At 44.8% G+C, this 18,912-nt stretch carries 14 protein-coding genes; 4 read left to right on the forward strand and 10 right to left on the reverse strand.

The window, feature by feature from the left end; translation table 11 throughout:
* Positions 1 to 2: 2 nt before the first annotated feature.
* From CWC29_RS12680 to dapE, 5 genes are all read right to left on the reverse strand, one after another.
* A complete protein-coding gene (locus CWC29_RS12680; RefSeq protein ID WP_138524571.1) occupies positions 3 to 5,459 on the reverse strand; it encodes a non-ribosomal peptide synthetase in 5,457 nt (1,818 codons plus the stop codon).
* A gap of 143 nt (positions 5,460 to 5,602) precedes the next feature.
* Positions 5,603 to 6,337: a thioesterase II family protein gene (locus CWC29_RS12685; RefSeq protein WP_138524573.1), complete on the reverse strand. Its 735-nt coding sequence runs from the start codon at positions 6,335 to 6,337 to the stop codon at positions 5,603 to 5,605.
* On the reverse strand, positions 6,334 to 6,642 hold the full coding sequence (locus tag CWC29_RS12690) for an MbtH family protein (protein WP_438270139.1): 309 nt from the start codon (positions 6,640 to 6,642) through the stop codon (positions 6,334 to 6,336). Before CWC29_RS12690 ends, CWC29_RS12685 begins: the two co-directional genes overlap by 4 nt.
* A 243-nt stretch (positions 6,643 to 6,885) precedes the next feature.
* Positions 6,886 to 8,511 (reverse strand): cyclic peptide export ABC transporter, encoded by a 1,626-nt coding sequence (locus CWC29_RS12695; protein ID WP_138524574.1) that lies wholly within the window; start codon positions 8,509 to 8,511, stop codon positions 6,886 to 6,888.
* A 266-nt stretch (positions 8,512 to 8,777) separates the two neighbouring features.
* On the reverse strand, positions 8,778 to 9,974 hold the full coding sequence (gene dapE / locus CWC29_RS12700) for a succinyl-diaminopimelate desuccinylase (RefSeq protein ID WP_128726739.1): 1,197 nt from the start codon (positions 9,972 to 9,974) through the stop codon (positions 8,778 to 8,780).
* Between the two features lie 320 nt (positions 9,975 to 10,294).
* Here dapE and CWC29_RS12705 point away from each other — a divergent pair, with 320 nt between their 5' ends.
* Positions 10,295 to 11,056, forward strand: coding sequence for an IucA/IucC family C-terminal-domain containing protein (locus tag CWC29_RS12705; protein ID WP_128726740.1), 762 nt, complete (start codon positions 10,295 to 10,297; stop codon positions 11,054 to 11,056).
* On the opposite strand, the gene CWC29_RS12710 is transcribed toward CWC29_RS12705, so the two are convergent.
* The 4 genes from CWC29_RS12710 to CWC29_RS12725 all read right to left on the reverse strand — a co-directional run bounded on the left by CWC29_RS12710 (position 11,021) and on the right by CWC29_RS12725 (position 14,601).
* On the reverse strand, positions 11,021 to 11,653 hold the full coding sequence (locus tag CWC29_RS12710; protein WP_128726741.1) for a GNAT family N-acetyltransferase: 633 nt from the start codon (positions 11,651 to 11,653) through the stop codon (positions 11,021 to 11,023). The two genes, CWC29_RS12705 and CWC29_RS12710, sit on opposite strands and share 36 nt — an antisense overlap.
* A 349-nt stretch (positions 11,654 to 12,002) precedes the next feature.
* A complete protein-coding gene (locus CWC29_RS12715) occupies positions 12,003 to 12,953 on the reverse strand; it encodes a sensor domain-containing diguanylate cyclase (protein WP_128726742.1) in 951 nt (316 codons plus the stop codon).
* 133 nt (positions 12,954 to 13,086) lie between these two features.
* Positions 13,087 to 13,785 (reverse strand): DUF3581 family protein, encoded by a 699-nt coding sequence (locus tag CWC29_RS12720; protein ID WP_128726743.1) that lies wholly within the window; start codon positions 13,783 to 13,785, stop codon positions 13,087 to 13,089.
* 177 nt (positions 13,786 to 13,962) lie between these two features.
* A complete protein-coding gene (locus tag CWC29_RS12725) occupies positions 13,963 to 14,601 on the reverse strand; it encodes a cytochrome b/b6 domain-containing protein (protein WP_138522172.1) in 639 nt (212 codons plus the stop codon).
* A 173-nt stretch (positions 14,602 to 14,774) separates the two neighbouring features.
* Here CWC29_RS12725 and CWC29_RS12730 point away from each other — a divergent pair, with 173 nt between their 5' ends.
* The 3 genes from CWC29_RS12730 to CWC29_RS12740 all read left to right on the forward strand — a co-directional run bounded on the left by CWC29_RS12730 (position 14,775) and on the right by CWC29_RS12740 (position 16,626).
* Entirely contained in the window at positions 14,775 to 15,632 is an 858-nt protein-coding gene (locus CWC29_RS12730) for a transporter substrate-binding domain-containing protein (protein WP_138522162.1), read from the forward strand.
* A gap of 75 nt (positions 15,633 to 15,707) precedes the next feature.
* A complete protein-coding gene (locus CWC29_RS12735; protein ID WP_138522164.1) occupies positions 15,708 to 16,190 on the forward strand; it encodes a glutathione peroxidase in 483 nt (160 codons plus the stop codon).
* Complete coding sequence (locus CWC29_RS12740; RefSeq protein ID WP_138522166.1) at positions 16,183 to 16,626, forward strand: MarR family winged helix-turn-helix transcriptional regulator; 444 nt, start codon at positions 16,183 to 16,185, stop codon at positions 16,624 to 16,626. The genes CWC29_RS12735 and CWC29_RS12740 overlap by 8 nt, the downstream gene beginning before the upstream one ends.
* Positions 16,627 to 16,716: 90 nt before the next feature.
* On the opposite strand, the gene tkt is transcribed toward CWC29_RS12740, so the two are convergent.
* A complete protein-coding gene (gene tkt / locus CWC29_RS12745) occupies positions 16,717 to 18,711 on the reverse strand; it encodes a transketolase (RefSeq protein ID WP_128726747.1) in 1,995 nt (664 codons plus the stop codon).
* Between the last annotated feature and the right edge of the window lie 201 nt (positions 18,712 to 18,912).

Consider the following 18,912-nt stretch of genomic DNA (forward strand, 5'->3'; position numbering starts at 1 on the left):
GCTTAGCTTTCCACTTTAGTGCGTGTTTTTTTCAAGAAGGCTTGGCGCTGGCGTTGACCGCGCGCCGATGCTTTTTTCATCTCTTTGGCAACTGCTTGCTGTGCATTTGCAGCGCCTTCAGGTGTACGTTGTTCAAAGTAAGTGGCCATGGCACTTACGGTTGTCATATGAAACAGTTCTAACATGGTCAATTTACAGCTAAATTCGGCTTCAAGACGTTGCTGAATTTGACCAAACAATAGGGAGTGACCGCCCAAGTCAAAGAAGTTGTCATGCAGGCCAATTTGTTTCGCATCTAGACCTAGCACTTCCGCCCAAATCGCAGCGACTTTCTTTGCTAAGCCGCCTGTTGGTACTTGATGGCTTTCACCACTCCCCCACTGAGGTTCGGGTAAATGATGACGGTCAATTTTGCCATTGGCCGTCACTGGCAAGTTTGCCAATACGGTGATACAGCTCGGAACCATGTAGTCTGGTAGTTTTTGCAGTAAACTTTGCTTCAGTGTTTGCGCGCTTGGTAATACGCCTTGGCCATTCGCCTTAGCGCCAACATAAGCCACTAAATGTGTCCCTGAATGACCATGTTGACCATCCCCATCTTTGGCCAATACAACCGCTTCTTTAATATGTGGGAGTGCCATTAATTGCGCTTCAACTTCACCAAGCTCTATTCGGAAACCACGAATTTTGACTTGATGATCGATACGCCCTAAATATTCCAGTTCATCGTGTTGATTCCAACGAACCAAGTCTCCCGTTCGATATAAGACTTCGCCATCGCTACTGAATGGATTGGCAACAAAGCGCTCTGCGGTCAGGGCTGGACGCCCCAAATAACCACGAGCAACACCTCGACCACCCACGTAAAGTTCACCGCTTGCTCCTTGTGGTACAGGATTCAGATCGGCGTCTAAAATATAGGCCTCACGCGCACCAATCGGCTTGCCAATTGGTACAGTGCTAACCTCATGTAGCTCACCCGGCAAACTGATCCATGCCGTTGGTGTAATAATGGTTTCAGTTGGCCCATAGGCGTTGACAATCCGAGGCGCGGAAAACGCCCGATGAGCGTCTTGATAATCTGTGCGGCTAAATTCTTCACCGCCGACAATACAGGTGCGAATTTGTTTACAGTCGTGTAAATGCGGCGTCAAAAGGCGCAAATAGGCGGGCGGTAGATGCAGTGCCGTCACCTTATGCACGTTTATTAATTCACTGACGGCCTCCACATTGAGTTGCGCTTTAGTCGCCAGCACTAACGCCCCTCCTTTGATCAGTGGCGTCATCCACTGCTCACCTGCGGCATCAAAGTTAATCGAAAAGAACTGCAGCTCCGTGTGCTCGCTATCCACTCCGTATACGTCAACCATATTTTGAATATGCATGGACAATGGGCCATGCGTAACGGCAACCCCTTTGGGCAACCCGGTCGAACCTGAGGTGTAAATAACATAAGCCAAGTGCTGGGAGTGTGATGCAATCGTAGGGTTAGTCGTTGCAAAGTCGCCAAGCGCTATATGCTCGTATGCAAGCACAGGGATGTCGTTTTCAGCGTTTGGAATATGCGCCACGAGCGCAGCATTCGTCAGCACCAACTTCACCCCGCTATCCTTCACCATATGAACAAGCCTGTCCTCCGGGTACGTCGGATCGAGTGGCACATAGGCGGCTCCCGCTTTCCAAATCGCAAATAGGGTGACATACATCTCAATACCGCGCTCAAGTGCCATACCAACGCAATCTTCCGGCCCAATACCTCGACTTTTTAAATAGTGCGCGAGCTGGTTGGCTCGTTGATTTAATGCGTCATAACTTACGGTTTGTTGGTTGAAGATAAGCGCGGGCGCATCTGGCGTGCGCTTCACTTGCTGCTCAAACAGTTGATAAATGATGGAGTCATCCGTTGCAACCGCAGGCCCTTTGGCAACCTGAGTCAACCACGCTTGCTCTGCCGTAGTTTGCACACATAGCTGCGCAAGTGGCGTTGCGCCAGACTCAAGCTGGGCATGTAGTAGAGCAACATATTGCTCAGCCATACGCGCTATCGTTTGCGGCAAAAATAGTGCTCTGGGATAAACAAACTCTAGCGCTACTTGATCCTCTTCCAGCTCGTAAGTTTCGAGCGTTAAGTCAAATTGCGGCGCCACTTCTAGCGGCTGCCAAGCCCGAGCTGATAAGTTAGTATCCGTTGCGACCAACGGCTGCCATGCACGAGTATCATGCTCCGTATGGCTAAACATTACCTGGAAAAGCGGATGCGTATCGACGCTACGTTCCGGCGCTAGTGCTTCGACTAGATACTCAAAAGGAACATCTTGATTTGCTTGTGCGCCCAAGACTGCAGTTTTGACTTGCGCCACAATATCTTGCAAACAAACCTGACCCGAAAACTTCGCAGGGATCACTTGGGTATTTACAAAAAAGCCAACTAACTCTTGGAGTTGAGGCAAATGGCGGTTCGCAACTGGTATCCCCACTCGAATATCATGTTGCCCAGTATGACGATAAAGCAACGCATGAAAACTGGCTAACATCACCATAAACAAGCTGGCGTTTTGTTTGGCCGCTTGGCGACGAAGTTGCTTAACCAGTTGAGCCGGTAAGACGACACTGTGATTTGCACCTAACAGTTGCTTGTTACTTTCAGGAGAGTGCGCTTTATTGACTCGAGGGAAATCCGTGCATAACTGCAAAATAGGTTGCTCATCGCAGGCGAGCTGTGCTTGCCACCACGCTAATTGTGCTTGCGCTGCATCGGAGGTGAGATATGAGCGCTGCCACAAAGAAAAATCTTGATAGGTGATTGCGTCCTCTCGCACTTTACTCGCGCTCAAGGTTCCCAAATAAATATGTGCAAGTTGGTCTAGTAATATTTGCATCGATACGCCATCGGAAACGATGTGATGCATCACTAGGATCAACTGATAGCCTTGCTCACCGAGATTAATTAGCGCCGCGTTGACGACATCCCCTTTAGTTAAATCAAATGCGTATTGACTCACTGTGGCAACCAATTCAGCCAATGCCGAAGCTTGCTGCGGTGCTTCAACATTACTTAAGTCAAATTGTTGCAGCGGCCAATGACCCGTTTTCGCAACCACTTGGATTGCCGTACCGAGTTCATCGGTATCAAAGCGTGTGCGCAGCGCTTGGTGTTCAGCCACCAGAGTATTTAATGCGTTTTGCAAGCGCGTAGCGTCTATATCTGAGTGTAGGTTGATGCGCGCACCAATATTGTAAGCACTGCTATGGGGCTCTAGTTGCCATAAAAACCATAGTCTCGCTTGCGCATGAGACATTGGAACGGCCTGCTCAACTCCATACTCATTGGCAATAATGGAATTGATTGATGACACGTCGGAAGCTTCTTTAGCCACCAGCTGTTGACGTTGTGACGCGGCCAAAATAGCATCGGCTTGCTCGCCTAAGCGCAAACAATGAAATATTTCTGTAGGATCAAACTTCACTTGCCAGTGCTGCTCAATGGCGTGAATTAACTGCACCGCTTTTAACGAATTACCGCCTTCTGCTAGAAAGTGTGCGTCGCGACTAAAGTCACTCTTACGGTTGAGTACGGCTTGCCAGATATTGGCCAGTGCTTGCTCGTGTTCTGATAAAGGTGCTGGGGCCAAAGTATCTGCCAGTGTTTGACCACGCACCAGCTGATTATGTGCATAAATCGCATAAGCCTTATCAGCATTATCTTCTGACAGTTCCGCAGCAGCACTCAGTTCAGCGGCTTGCGTCCACATTTGCTTGCAGGCGCTACGCTGCAATTTGCCACTGGACGTTTTTGGCAAGCTTGCAGGTTGCATCATCAAAACGCCTGTGACGGACTCATCACAATATTCTGCAACGATTTCCTTTAAGCGATTAACCAACAACTGCGGACTCACTTGGCGCTGAACCTTGCGCGCAATTTCTAGGGCCACGCCAACGCCTTCACTATGGTTATCCGTGGCTGCAAATACCGCGATCCGACCTTTACGGGCGAACTCAAATTCAGCTTCGATAATTTTTTCAATATCCTGAGGATAGATATTGCGACCATGAGAAATGATCAAATCCTTGATGCGGCCAACAATGTATAGTTGATTATCTTGCCACACTCCTAAGTCCCCGGTGCGAAGCCAGCGCGCTTGCTCATGTTCTACAAAGGTGTCAGCCGTTGCAGCTGGGTTTTGCCAATAGCCCTGAGCAATACTCGGCCCCGATACCCAAATTTCACCCACATGTCCTGCCGGCAATGCCGCCTTGGTCGTGCTGTCAGTGATCCGTATACTATGATGTGAAGCAGGTACGCCACAGGCTACCTGTTTTACGCCGTGCTCAGCTTGTTGTGCGATACCTTGTGCAAGTGAGGCAGCAGAAAGTGACTGTACCATTAGGCCAGATTGTCTTTTTGGGCCAGTAACAAATAAGGTTGCTTCAGCCAATCCATAACAAGGGTATATGGCTTGAGGATTAAAACCTGCAGGCGTGGCTTGTGCAAAAAAGCTATCAAGCGTATCAACCCTTACAGGCTCTGCGCCACTAAAGGCCACTTGCCAAGAAGACAGATCCAAATTCGCCATTGCGCTTGGTCTTATCCTTTCAACACACAAGCGATAACCAAAATCTGGACCACCGCTTGACGTACCTCGGTGTCTAGCAATTGCTTCAAGCCAGCGAATTGGTTTTTCAAGGAAGTAGCGAGGCGACATCAAGACACATTTTGAGCCATTGAATAAAGGCAAAATCAAGCCAGCCATTAATCCCATATCGTGGTACAGAGGCAACCAAGACACCACAACCTCGTCAGCTATCACCCCACTCCCTTCGCTAATGGCAATTTCATTTGCAATCAAATTACCGTGACTCACCATAACGCCCTTTGGTGCTGCCGTTGAGCCTGAGGTATATTGTAGAAATGCCAACTCTTGTGGTTGTGGCGTATGCGCTTGCCAGTAGGTATTCTCTTGATAATTTAACTGGTCAACAAACATTAAACTTGCAGCATTCAGACCGCTGTTGCTCATTTCTTGTTTGGCTAGTTCAACTAACTGATGATCTGCAGAATGCGCTAAAATAGCGGTTGCTTGACAATTTAACGCAATCCCAACAACGCGCTGAATATGCTGAGAACGTGAAGATTCGGGAACAAATAAAGGGACCGCGATAAGACCTGCATAAAGGCATGCGAAGAAGCTGATAACATAGTGCTCATTGTTATCTAGCATCAACAGCACGCGATCACCTTGACGACACTGTAGCTGCAGCTCGGCCGCAAGTCTTTTAATCTGTATATCTAATTCACCATAGGTAAATGAGCGCTCATCCAGCACACCTTCTTTGTCACTAACGACCACCAGCGCGGTTTTATCCGCTTGGATCTGGGCAAGGTGTTGTAAACGCTCAACCATGCTGTGGGGCGTCTCGCCCGTGAGATACGGGTTTAGTTGTAATGGCTTGTGTTGCATATTGCAGCTCTACCTCAATTTTTCTAAATGGGCTCGCGACTAGAGACAAGATTAAAAAGCGAACCGACTAAACAATTAATGTCACCAAGTGTTTAATGCTGTGTGATAACCCAAGTCCTCAAGTGCAGCGCTTGGTTTTACTCTCAACAACTGACCAAAGAAGCCGCTGATGCATTGTTGCGACTCAATGTTTGCTCAAGCGCGGACAACACTGAGGCTTGGGCACTGTGAATATAAAAATGCCCACCAGCGAAACCTTGTTGCGATAATGGATGACGGGCGTGTTGCTGCCAGGCCAGTACTTCGCTTACACTGATTAAGTCATCGTGACCATAAAAAGTGGTTACCGGCACGGTTATTTGCGAAGGGATCGGTGGCGTAAACGAGCGCAATGCGCGATAGTCAGCGGCCAGCACCTCAAGCGTCATCTGCAATAAATCAGCATTATCAAATAACATGTCTGGCGTTCCTCCCTGCGCTCGCAATTCAGTAATGAGCGCTTGCCTATCGTTAGGCTCTGGGTAGCGCTCGGGATGAATAAACTGTGGCGCAGGACACGCCGATAGCATCAAGGTCTTAGGCAAAGGTAAATTGCGCTGTTGCAACTGCAGTGTTACGCCATAGGCAAGCAAAGCTCCCATGCTATGGCCAAAAAAAGCATAATCACCGGTCATCTCATGCTGATAACATTGGAGGATCGCATTCACTTGTTCGCGATAGTTTTCGACTTTCGGTTCATCTAACCTTGGGCCTCTCCCTGCAAGCTCAATGGGTACTAACTTTATCCAGCTAGGTAATTGCCGACTCCAACGTAAGTACATGGAGGCACTCGCCCCAGCACAAGGCAGGCACAGCAGCTTGATGCTTGGCGTGCTCACGCGTCACCTTGTTGCGCTTGCTCAGCCATCCACTGACGCAAAGAGGCAGGACGCATATCGGTCCAGTGCTCGTTAATGTAGTTTTGCACGTGGGCCTTATCGCCCTGAACGCCAGCTACGGCTTGCCAACCTGCAGGTACTGCTTTCCACTCGGGCCAAATTGAATATTGTTCTTCTTGATTAATAAGCACGATGAAGGTTTCATCTTCGCGGTCAAAACAGCTCACAGACATGACATCTCCTGATAAATATTGCACTGCTACTAGAGGCAGTTGGTTTACATTCTGATGAGATTGGGTAGCCATGAGGTATGTATCTCCGTGCTACCTTCTCAACATGCCAATAAATTTGGCGATATTGCCTCTGTAGACGAATAGAAATGCGAATTGTTTAAAGAAAAAAGCGCCTATATTCTGATTTTTTACCAGTGCAGATAATTGAACGCGTATAGGAGGGGGGGTTGCGGACTGAATATGCTTAACTGCCAGGCTGTTATCAAGTTGAACGCAGTGGCAGTGTCAACTGGCACTGCGCTCAACTTTAACCACTCAGGCTATTTTTGCAGCGGCCTCTTCATGCTGATAAAGTTGGCCGTGTTCCATCCGCAATAGTCGATCGGCACAGTCAAAATACTTATCGTCATGAGAGATAACCAACAGCGTTTTACCCTGCGCTTTAAGCTCAGGTAATAACTGGCGATAAAACACCTCTTTAAATATAGGATCTTGATCCGCCGCCCATTCATCAAAGACCAAAAACGGACGCTGCTCTAAATGGGCAACCACCATTGCCAAGCGTTTTCTTTGCCCCTGAGATAACGCACGCGTTGAAAATGCGCCGTTGGCGACATGCACTTTACGATTAAGTTGGAGCTTTTCTAGCAATGAGTTTGCAGCCGCATCTAATTCAGCCGAAGGGATATCCAGTAACTCTTCAAACAAATAAAAATCAGAGAAAATTGCGGTGAAAAGCTGCCTATACTCATCTAGATCTTCTGGGTTAATGGTTTTGCCATCTAAGCGAAGTTGACCAGTATTACTCTTGTATAATCCGACCAACATCTTAGCCAGCGTGGTTTTGCCACTGCCATTACCGCCAACCAAAAAGACAATTTCCCCCGGTTTAAACGATAAATCGATAGGCCCAAGTGTGAATAAATCATCAGAAGGTTCATGATAAAACTGGTGTGTTAATCCGCTTAATTCAAGCTGCTTAAACGAAGATGGCGCATTCGGTAAGTGCTTTTCTTTCGCTCCTTCGGATAAATGCGCGGTGACAGCTTCAATGCGCTCAGCTGATGCTTTCGCTATATTGGCCGCGGGCAGAGCCTTTAGTAAATTCTCTAAAGGCGCAATCATGTATATAAAGACCAACGCAAAGCCCGTTAGTATTTGAGTGCGCTGCGCTGAGTCTGCTACCAGCGCGAACAAAACCGCGCCAATAAATGCGTAGATTAAGAAATTTCCCCAAGCGGTAGAAATAACAAAGACAGACATGCCCACCGTCCGTTGCTTACGTACAGACTCAATAGAGTCTCCAAGCACGTTATCTGCAAATCGCTTTCTTTTACCAGCATGTAAGCGTAGCTCTTTGGCACCGTCAACCAAAGCACTAAAGTGTCCAAACAAGCGATCTTGCTCTTTTGCGGCACCATTTAAATAGCCAATGGCCTTGAGATGAACCAAGTGATAACCAATAGAACCTAAGCCCAAGACCACCAGCGCCATCACAAATACATCCATCGATAACCAAGCGATATAAGCCATACAGCCTATTACAATAATACCGTTGACGACGATCACCGGTAACCGGACGAAAAACTCGGCAACTTTTAAGCAGTGTTCAGACAGCGCTGATTGCACCTTGGCTCCACCCACTTCTTCAAGTTGGCGATAATCTGCTTGCAGCACCTTGTCTGAAATATGTCTTCTCAGCACAGCGTGCGCCTGTTGGCTCAATCGCTCAAACAATGTTGAAGCCACCACCTGAAAAAACAACACAGCCACCACCAAGGCGACAAAAATACCAAAAAATTGATTGGCTTCTTGTTGTGATGAATTCAATACATTATTAATTTGCGTGAGTAACAATACGGCACACACACCGCAGATTGCACTCGTGAATACAGCCGCACCTAACAGCCATTTTGATTGACGAATTAAATACCCAAGCACACGATTTCCTCATAATTCAATTACTGAGTCTGATAGCAACAAGACGAAGCACTTATAAAGTTGTTTAACGAAAGTCTAAAAAAAACTAAATTTATACCAATTTACCTAAATGTTAAGGCAAGAAAACCTTATCGATAGTCCGGCCTAAACTTTGCTATTTAGTTGTTCTAAATGATAAATTTTTAACACAGATCGCGTCAGGTTTACTCCCTCAAATTGAGCAAGTATGAAGTCAAACTGGTATTGTCTGCCTGACAGCGAGCAACTTACTCACCAGCGGGCAAGTTAAGGTGTTGCTTAGCGCCAAAAAAATCACTGAGCACCGTTAAATAAATCTGCTCGATTTCCAGTAAGTCATTTATGGGTAAACACTCATTGGCTTGGTGTATCGTGTCGTTTTTAACACCACATTCAATCGTTTGGGTGTGGCCATTGGCAAAAAAACGCCCATCAGACGTGCCTCCAGCGGTGTTTACTATGGGGTATCTCGCAGTACACTGCACGATGGCGTTTTCCACTAGGTTTAAGAACGAATTTTCCATATCTGCACTGGTATAGTACGGGTTACATGCCCTTGACCAATCTAGACTCAGGTTGTCTTTAAATCTTGCTAAGTGATTTTCGATAATGCCGATGATCTCTTGATTACTATACCCATGGCTGTATCTAATATTGAAATTAACCTGGCACGCTTCAGGTACGATATTATCCACATCAGTCGTCGTATTGACGCCCGTGACTTGAAGGGTTGTTTTGACATCTGGTTGGTCTTTTTGCCACTTTAAACCGCACAGTGTCGCCACTATTTTACCCGCGATATGCGCCGCATTGACCGTTTGTTCGGGATAAGCGACATGACCTGCTTTCCCTTCAATTTTTATGGCACCTGAGATTGAGCCGCGGCGACCATTTCGGATCACATCACCTACTCGATTGTGCGACGTAGGCTCTCCAACAAGGCAAGCGTCAATCGTTACACCATCTTGACTGAGTCGCTCAACTATTCGCTTGGTACCAAATTCAGCTTCCCCCTCTTCATCGGATGTCAGCAACCAATAGAAAGTGCCTTTAAGCTTTTGCTTCGAAGCCAGTAAGACTCGTGTGGCACTCAGCATGGCAGCAATGCCCCCTTTCATATCGGACACGCCCCTGCCATAAATAACATCGTTTACGACAGTCGCTTTAAATGGATCGGAATGCCAATGCTCCTGCTCAGCGGGGACAACATCAACATGACCAGAGAATGCAAAACTTGGCCCTTCAGAAAAAACCTGCTTGGCTATAAGGTTACGCACTCCATTTTCTTCAAACCATGAGGCTTCAAACCCGAGTTCCTCAAGATATCGAGCGATTGTTAAAATCAACCCAGCATCACAAGGCGTCACCGACGGCGCTGCAATGAACTCCTGTAAAAGACTTATAGAGGTACTTATTTGGGTTATTTTTTTAGTTAGTTCTTGCATGTAGAGCCTAGTTCCCAAGCCGAATATTTGTTTTTGTTGCACACCACTTTTAGGCAGCAACCACGACACTCAGACTAGTGACGAAACTAAACTAAATTTTTTTACATAAGATTATTGATTTGTCGGCGTTCGGTATTTTTTACCCCGCCAAAACATCTAATTTGACCATTAACTGCATTTTTCTAGCGCCATTTTTGGTAGATAACAACCGAACAAAATAAGTACTAAGGTAATGTGGCATTTTGAGACTAAAAAACGGTATTAAATTAATGAAGTTGCGCTTCGTCATTAACCATAAACCTCTATAGCTGTTCGTTTCAATGCTGCCGAATTTAGTGCCTTTTTTTAAGCCACCTTATGATACATATGCACAAGGTGTTGACCTCAACCCTTTACGATCTACTGCGACTTTTTCTGAGTTATTAGAGTCACCACATTTTATCGACCATGTAGCTCGTTTTAGCCTAGAAAAAGGCGTAACGAAATCAAGGGCTCAAGCCTCCGTGTGGCATATGTATTACACCTTCAATATTTTCCCAAGCATCATTGTGAGCCATTCGTTATTGCTAACACCATTGCCACTAAAGCTTTGCGAGTTGAGCTACCACCCTGAGCAGCTCAGCATTTTATTGCCTCATCAAGGCAAAGCACTCGTAAACAGTGACACAGAAACACGCTATCACGATTTATTATTCAATCACTTATCACCGCTTCACGACCTGCTACATCAAGCTTTTGGCGTAAAAGAGCGGACGCTATGGAGTAATTGCTTTTATCGCTTGAATGACTTTTTCGATATTATTATGGGGCTTGTGGGTGCGCATCCAACATTGCTTGAAGATAAACAAATATTGACTAAATCCTCCCACTTTGGGGCGCTAAATAATCCGCTAAAGTTTGCCGAAATAGTCGCGCATGATCCGAGTGGCAAGTATCAAATCCGTCCTGAATGCTGCCTTCTACACAACCGAGAAAATGGCAATTACTGCCGCGACTGTCCCAAACACAAGCACAATGTGGTGCAAAGAAAAGCCGCGTTAAGTAACCTAAGCAAACTGAGGAAAAACGTCTCGATAGAATGAAGCTTTCTCAGCCATCACTAACGCAGCACGCTTATGAGGAAAATCAAATTCAAACTGGCTATGATAGCCAAGTTCTGCAATGCGAGTGAGTAACCTTGCATTATCATGGCGAGGCTCTAGTACAATGCGCTGAGTATCTTCATGCCCTAAATAAATAAGGTGACTTAAACTGGTCATCCAAGCACGAAAATTTTCGGGACCTCTGCATGATTGCTCGCCAACTAATAAATGGATGCCTCTATCTTTGGGCTGCCACTCATAATAACCAGCTAACTTATCTAACTCAGCCCAATAGACTTCAACATAGCCAAATGGCTGTTCATCAAAATACATGATAAGCGGCAAACTATAGTTGTCGGCTAAGCGTTCGCTAAGATACTGCCACTGCTTTTCTTCTGACCACGCCTGCTGCCAAAAATGTGCAACTCGAGGATCGTTCATCCACTGACAAAATAATGGTAAATCCGCTTTTGAGATCAACTTAAAGCGCACAGTCTTATTGAGCTGTGAGTTGTAATACGAGGCGAGCTCTGTACCTTGCTGCACGGTTTTGCCGGCACAAGGAAATTGCTGCCACAAAGGATGAATTGAATACATACTCTTCCATTTAAATTATACAAACGACCGTCATTAAAGCGACAAAGTGCGTTTGAAAAACCTTAATTAAATTATCTATTTTGAGGCGAGAAAATCTTGTCAATAACACCACTATCGCATCCTGCTATCGCCAAAGTACCTACATCTATGTAGACAAAGCAAAAATTTCTTATTTAGTTGCGCTGAAAAAGAAATTTTTAACGCTGTTAGCGTCAGGTTCGTAGCTTCAAATTGAGCAAGTATTATGACAAATTGGTATTAATAACAGAGCCATGAGATCACATGTACTCTGCTTAGTGGACGATGACTAAGGGAATTAATTTAAGGAAAGCACTATTTTGTCGGCAATCTAGGTCATTTTTTTCTGGTACATATGTTTGTCCGCTCGAGCAAATAAGCTAGCCATACTTTCGAACTTATTATCGCTCTTGGCAAACCCAGCTGAAAAACCACACTTGGGGAGTTTTTTCTCTTTTAACGCTTGATAGAAATTAGCCTCACTTTGAAAAATAAAGTCGTTTACTTCCTCTTCATTATCTCGTTGTACAATAGCCAAGAACTCATCACCGCCATAGCGCCCGATAATATCATCTTCGCCGCTTGTGGCCCTCAACGCTTCAGCCAAGCTTTGTAACACTTGATCACCAATCTTATGACCATAGCTGTCATTTATTGGTTTAAAACCATCTAAATCAAGAAAGATACAGTAAATAGCTCCGCCAAGTTTTAAGACAATATCACGCTTATGTTCACCGAGTATTTCGGTCGCGCGACGATTCAACACTTCAGTCAACGGGTCTTGCATTGCAATAGCTTTGATTTTGCTATAACGCTCAATCATCACCAAATCATCTTCTAGCATATCGCGTAAGTGCTCTATAAACTCGACCAACGAAGCGTTGTAATTTGTAGGCTTAAAATCCATCACACACAAAGTGCCAAACGACTTCCCATTGGGCCAGTGGATAGGTACGCCCAAGTATGACTCAAAACCATCATCGGCAACCTCAGGGTTATCGTCCCATTGATAGTTCGCACTAGCATTTTGCTCATATAAATTACGGTTATTAGCAACAACATGCTTGCAGAAAATATTGGTTTCTTGCGGTATAAAACCACCAGCAGGATACGGATTTTCTTCTTGGTTGCTTGCAATCATCACTGCAAAACCATCTTCTTTTTTTTGCACTACAAACGCAGCAGGCGCCGAAAAAATCTTTGCCATTAAATCGACCGTTTTTTGCCATTTTAATAATGTTTGTTGCGAGGACTCTGGTTTGAGCAAGTCTGCATAGGGCACAGTGATACCATTTCGTTCAATTACAATGTTATCTAAACAGTATAGCGAACAGCTGAAAAGAGGATGAATTATTGTTTAAAAAGAAAGCTGTATAAACAGCACGCTGACCGGTAAATCAGCGTGTACTACAAAATTATGGCTTTAATGCTACTTTTCTATCGTTGTAATAAGCAATCAAATCATCAACGGTTTGCTGACAATACTCACGGATCCCTGAAACTAACATGTGCTTTTCACCATAGCCGACTTTAGTGCCGTTAGACAGCAAGTTAAAACGCAGGTTGATCTTGCCACGTTTGCCTTCATAGCTAAACTCTGGCTTAGCTGCTTCCAATGTTACTTCCGATACCGATATATCATCCATATGGATAGACATAGATTCGTAAATCACCATTGGCCTTGCAGGATTGATCATTACTTCTTGCTCACCCATCAATGGGATGATCACATGAGGAAAGGTAGTGCCTGAAAATTCAACGTAATTTCTCGTCAAACTATTGATGAGTGTTGGACAAGTGCTAGTTTCGCCAGTGCGCGACACAGACAGCATCACTTTATCATTTGCGGTAATATCAAATTGTGCAGCACCATCTGGCAATACGAGCTTTGTCGTTTCGTCCACCATGCCCACAAAGCTAAACTCCATATTTTCGCTTAAGCCGTAGTGCTTTAACACTAAGGAGAAAAGTAGATCACCCGGTACACAAAACTTCTTTGCATCGATGTCGTGCAATGGGTTGTAATCGTCCGCGACTCCTTTTGCAAACAAGCTCCCCTGTTCTCTGGTAATGGTGATTTCATTTGCTTGCTGTTGATAATACGGCTCTAACATCGCTACTTTTCTCTAACCTCTATGATAAAACTGCGCCATGTTACCAGAATTTTCTGAAATAGAGGTCATATCTGTTACGATAATCTGTTAACAAATATTACACTAGCCGGACTTGGTATTAAAAATTAGCGAGGTTATTGAAAACAATAACCTCGCTAATTTTTGTTTAGAGTAGAGTTACATTAACCCTTGTAATGGCTCGGCGCCCCACGTAAAGAGTAATAAAGCTGAAAGTGCAATAAAGACAAGGTATGCAACAACACCCGATTTCATAACAGGCGTGCTGACTGCATTTTCTTGCTTACCAGTAACTAACGTCTTTACTAGGTTTTGACCTTTTAGGCGATACACCACAATAGCAAATATATGCAGTGCAATGGCCGCGATTAACAGCTCAATATTGGTGTGATGTATATCACCTGCTAATTCAACTAAGTCGTAAGATACATATTGTGCAAGCGGTCCTTCCACCAAAATATCATCGGTTGTCATCAAGCCAGATACGAGCTGTACAAGGATCAGCACAAAAAATAGTAGCACCATCAAACTGCCTGCGGGGTTATGCCCTACATGACTTTGTTTTGATTTAATGGCCGATAAAATCGCTTTAGGTGAATGAAATAAAGCGCTTAATTTAGCGGTTTGGCTACCAATGACACCCCAAATTAATCGCGTTGCCATCAGTGCTAGCACTAAATAGCCAGTAACAAAGTGAAGATCCATCATGCCTTCTTCACCGGTAATATATAAGGTTACTAGTCCTGCTACGAGCAGCCAGTGAAACCCGCGGATAAATCCATCCCACACTTTGGTCATCATTTATTTGCCCCATAGGTAAAAATCATTGCAATGATGACAGGTTATAAAACTCAGCACAAAGAGTTAAGGTTAAATAACCGCTTATCTTGATATAGCACCCAATTTTGAATGCTAATTAAGCATAATGTTCTATAGTAAACAGGAGTCAGCTTTACTTAGTTGGAGCAATAATGAAATATTTACTGCCAATGCTGCTGTTGTTTTGTGTCTGCTGCAACGCAAAAATATTGCTGATCTCGAATGAGCCTGCCGATGAGCAAAGACTCTTTACCAAACAACCCCATAGTTTAGAGTCCGATACCAACAACTTGCTTTTAAACCAGTTCGGCCGAGATTACTTCGATTTTAACATTGTCACCCCAGCCGAACTCAACCAATTGCTGGCAAGTGAAGACCCAGTGTGCGCAGTGTCTCGCCTAAAAACCCCAAGCCGCCAGCAAGCCTTCTTGTTTACCATCCCCATTCACCTCTATCCAAGCCATAGATTATATTACTTCAAGCAACGCACTCCTATTGATGCCAGCCTTGTGAACAGCACCGGTAAGCTGACGTCGCTTGCAAGCTTAATGGCTTACTATCCTCAAGCCACCATCATCAAGGAGATCGGCAAGTCTTACGGTAATACCATTGACTCCGCATTAGCGCTACTTGACCCAAAAAATGTTGCCACCAAACCATATAAAACGTCAGCACAAACCATTATGGAACACTTCAGCGCAGGAAGGGTCGACTTTATATTAGCCTACCCCGCTATTTTTCAGCAAAGCTTTCCTAAGGACAAAGCCCATCAAGTGGGGTCATTACCAATAGCAAATAATCTTCCTCACCTGGAGGGCCATATCGCTTGCAGCCATACCCAAGAAACCCAAGCATTTATCGAAAAGGCCAACCACATGATCCGTGCACTTTACTCCACTAATACCTACCTCAACACACACTTAAAATATCTCCCTAAACAAGATCACGCTTTGATCACCAGACGACTTGCGATGCTAAACGCCAAGTATCAACGTACCGCAGCAAAATAAACTCAACAGCTATTGCACAAAGGTCATACCTGGTTTAAATTAAATCGTACACGACCAAATCACAAGAGATTAAAAATGACGACGCTATATCAGTTTGAAGCAAACACATTACAAGGTCAGACATATCACTTTACCGACTTACAAGGTAAAGCTGTGCTTATTGTTAACACGGCCAGTGAGTGTGGATTAACCCCACAATACGAAGGGCTACAAAAATTACATCAAAAATATGCGGACCAAGGCCTTGTTATCATCGGCTTTCCCTGCAACCAGTTTGGTAAACAAGAGCCTGGTGATGCAAAACAAATTCAACAAGGCTGTTTAATCAACTATGGTGTCGATTTTCAGATGATGGAAAAGATAGAAGTTAATGGCGACAACACACACCCACTTTATCAATACCTAAAATCTGCACTTCCAGGACTATTTGGTAATAAAATCAAGTGGAACTTCACTAAGTTTTTATTCAACCAACAGGGTGAACCGATTAAGCGCTATGCTCCAATCACCAAACCAGAACAAATAGCCAAAGATATTGAAAAGTTATTAAATGAGTAAATCGAATCCGCAGCTCAACCTCGATAATCAGATCTGCTTTCGGCTATATAGTGCATCAAGACAGGTTACCCGACTCTACCAGCCGTTACTCAAAGAGATTGGGCTCACGTACCCGCAATATATAGTGTTATTGATTTTATGGGAGCAAGATGGACTGCTCGTGAAAGAAATAGGCGAGCGAGCTGAACTCAATAGCAACACCTTAACACCGCTTCTTAAGCGATTAGCAGAACGAGGTCTAGTTACCCGCAGCAAAAACCCTGATGACGAACGGCAAACCTTCATTTACTTAACTGAAGCAGGTAAAGCACTGGAGCAATCATGCACATGTATCCCAGCACAAATGATGGCAAAAGCGGGCTTAAATATGGAGCAAGTTCAACAGTTAAAGCAGTCTCTTGATATGTTATTAAAGTCCAGCGCTGCAACACCATAAGAAAAAGCAAAACACAGCAAAGCTCAATCTGAGCATTCAAGCATAAAAAAACCCATGCATAATAGCATGGGTTTTTTCTCTTTCACTTGATTATGCAAACAATGCGTTTGCTTTTTCAACGATATTTTCTACCGTAAAGCCAAATAGCTTGAATAGCTCATCAGCAGGCGCTGACTCACCAAACGTTGTCATACCAACGATCGCACCATTTAGGCCTACATATTTGTACCAGAAGTCCTCGATACCCGCTTCGATAGCGACGCGACGCGTTACTGAGCTTGGTAGTACACTTTCTTTGTATTCAGGAGATTGCGCATCAAAAATGTCAGTTGAAGGCATAGACACAACACGTACCTTTTTACCTTCTGCACGAAGCTTATCCGCAGACTCAACCGCAAGTTGCACTTCAGAACCTGTCGCAATAAGAATAATTTCAGGCTCACCATCACAAGATAGCACATAACCACCTTGCTTAATTGCTGCAACCTGCTCAGCGGTACGTGGCTGCTGCGCAAGACCTTGACGAGTAAATACAAGTGCAGATGGACCATCAGCGCGTTCAACCGCTTGCTGCCAAGCAACTGCTGACTCAACTTGGTCACATGGACGCCAGCTCGCTAGGTTTGGCGTAGTGCGTAAGTTCGCCATTTGTTCTACTGGTTGGTGCGTTGGACCGTCTTCACCAAGACCGATTGAATCATGGGTATACACAAAGATACTTCTTTGCTTCATCAATGCAGCCATACGTACGGCATTGCGTGCGTATTCCATAAACATTAGGAATGTCGCACCGTAAGGGATAAAACCTCTGTGCAATGCAATACCATTCATGATGGCAGACATACCAAACTCGCGCACACCGTAGAAGATATAGTTACCCGCAGCATCTTCTGCCGTTAAGCCTTTAGATTGATCCCAAAGTGTCAAGTTAGAACCCGCAAGGTCAGCAGAGCCACCCATAAACTCAGGTAGAATTGGACCATAGGCATTCAATGCATTTTGTGATGCTTTACGTGTTGCAGGGTTTGCAGGATTCGCTTGAAGCTCTGCAATATACGCTTCAGTTTTCTCTGACCAATCTGCTGGAAGTTCGCCTTTCATGCGACGCTCAAATTCAGCAGCAAGCTCAGGATAATGCATTTGGTATTCAGTGAACTTAATCAACCAGTCACTTTGTTGATTTTGACCACGTGCTGTTGCGTCCCATTTAGCGTACACATCTTCTGGTATTTCAAATGCACCGTGTTCCCAACCAAGGAATTCACGAGCAGCTTTGATTTCATCCTCGCCCAGTGGTGCACCGTGACAATCATGGCTACCTGATTTATTTGGTGAACCATAACCAATAACCGTTTTACAACAAATAAGCGTTGGCTTGTCAGACTCTGCTTGCGCCGCTTCGATTGCAGCTTTAATCGCATCGCTATCGTGGCCATCAACACCGGCGATAACATGCCAGCCATAAGACTCAAAGCGTTTTGGTGTATCGTCGCTAAACCAACCTTCAACTTCACCGTCGATTGAAATGCCGTTGTCATCCCAAAATGCAATCAGTTTGCCAAGACCAAGCGTACCCGCAAGTGAACAAGCTTCGTGTGAGATACCTTCCATCAAACAGCCATCACCTAAGAATGTATAGGTATAGTGGTTAACGATGTCGTAATCTTCACGGTTAAACTGTGCAGCCAATGCTTTTTCAGCAATCGCCATACCTACCGCATTAGTAATACCCTGACCTAATGGGCCTGTAGTCGTTTCAATACCTGGCGCGTAACCATATTCTGGGTGGCCTGGTGTTTTTGAATGTAGCTGACGAAAGTTTTTGATGTCATCAATTGATAAGTCATAACCCGACAAATGCAACAATGAATAAATTAACATTGAGCCGTGACCGTTTGACAATACAAAGCGATCTCTGTCGAACCACTCAGGGTTACTTGGGTTGTGCTTTAAAAAATCGCGCCAAAGTACTTCTGCGATGTCCGCCATGCCCATCGGGGCTCCTGGGTGGCCAGACTTGGCCTTTTGTACAGCGTCCATGGAAAGAACGCGAATTGCATTAGCAAGTTCTTTGCGAGATGGCATGAATTCTCCTACCTTTAAATGTGTTTCGCGGGGTTTGAGCCCATTCTTACTTATTTATATGGCTAACTGCAACGGCAAAGGCCATAAAAAAACGGGTACAGACAGACTTTTTCCGACCAATAAAAAAGTTTGCACAATTTTGGACGTCTAGGCGTAAAATAACTAGTCAATGCCTAGGTTTTTTGGTTAGAATACGCCCCT

The sequence above is a fragment of the Pseudoalteromonas galatheae genome, assembly GCF_005886105.2.
Lineage (GTDB): Bacteria > Pseudomonadota > Gammaproteobacteria > Enterobacterales > Alteromonadaceae > Pseudoalteromonas > Pseudoalteromonas galatheae.

Bases quoted from the DNA above. Each gene is read 5' to 3' on its own strand.
- CWC29_RS12720 (WP_128726743.1), bottom strand. From the start codon at position 13,785: ATGTTAGAGCCGTATTATCAACAGCAAGCAAATGAAATCACCATTACC.
- CWC29_RS12710 (WP_128726741.1), bottom strand. From the start codon at position 11,653: ATGTATTCAATTCATCCTTTGTGGCAGCAATTTCCTTGTGCCGGCAAA.
- CWC29_RS12735 (WP_138522164.1), top strand. From the start codon at position 15,708: ATGACGACGCTATATCAGTTTGAAGCAAACACATTACAAGGTCAGACA.
- dapE (WP_128726739.1), bottom strand. From the start codon at position 9,974: ATGCAAGAACTAACTAAAAAAATAACCCAAATAAGTACCTCTATAAGT.
- CWC29_RS12690 (WP_438270139.1), bottom strand. From the start codon at position 6,642: ATGGCTACCCAATCTCATCAGAATGTAAACCAACTGCCTCTAGTAGCA.
- CWC29_RS12705 (WP_128726740.1), top strand. From the start codon at position 10,295: ATGCTGCCGAATTTAGTGCCTTTTTTTAAGCCACCTTATGATACATAT.
- CWC29_RS12680 (WP_138524571.1), bottom strand. From the start codon at position 5,459: ATGCAACACAAGCCATTACAACTAAACCCGTATCTCACGGGCGAGACG.
- CWC29_RS12725 (WP_138522172.1), bottom strand. From the start codon at position 14,601: ATGACCAAAGTGTGGGATGGATTTATCCGCGGGTTTCACTGGCTGCTC.
- tkt (WP_128726747.1), bottom strand. From the start codon at position 18,711: ATGCCATCTCGCAAAGAACTTGCTAATGCAATTCGCGTTCTTTCCATG.
- CWC29_RS12740 (WP_138522166.1), top strand. From the start codon at position 16,183: ATGAGTAAATCGAATCCGCAGCTCAACCTCGATAATCAGATCTGCTTT.
- CWC29_RS12730 (WP_138522162.1), top strand. From the start codon at position 14,775: ATGAAATATTTACTGCCAATGCTGCTGTTGTTTTGTGTCTGCTGCAAC.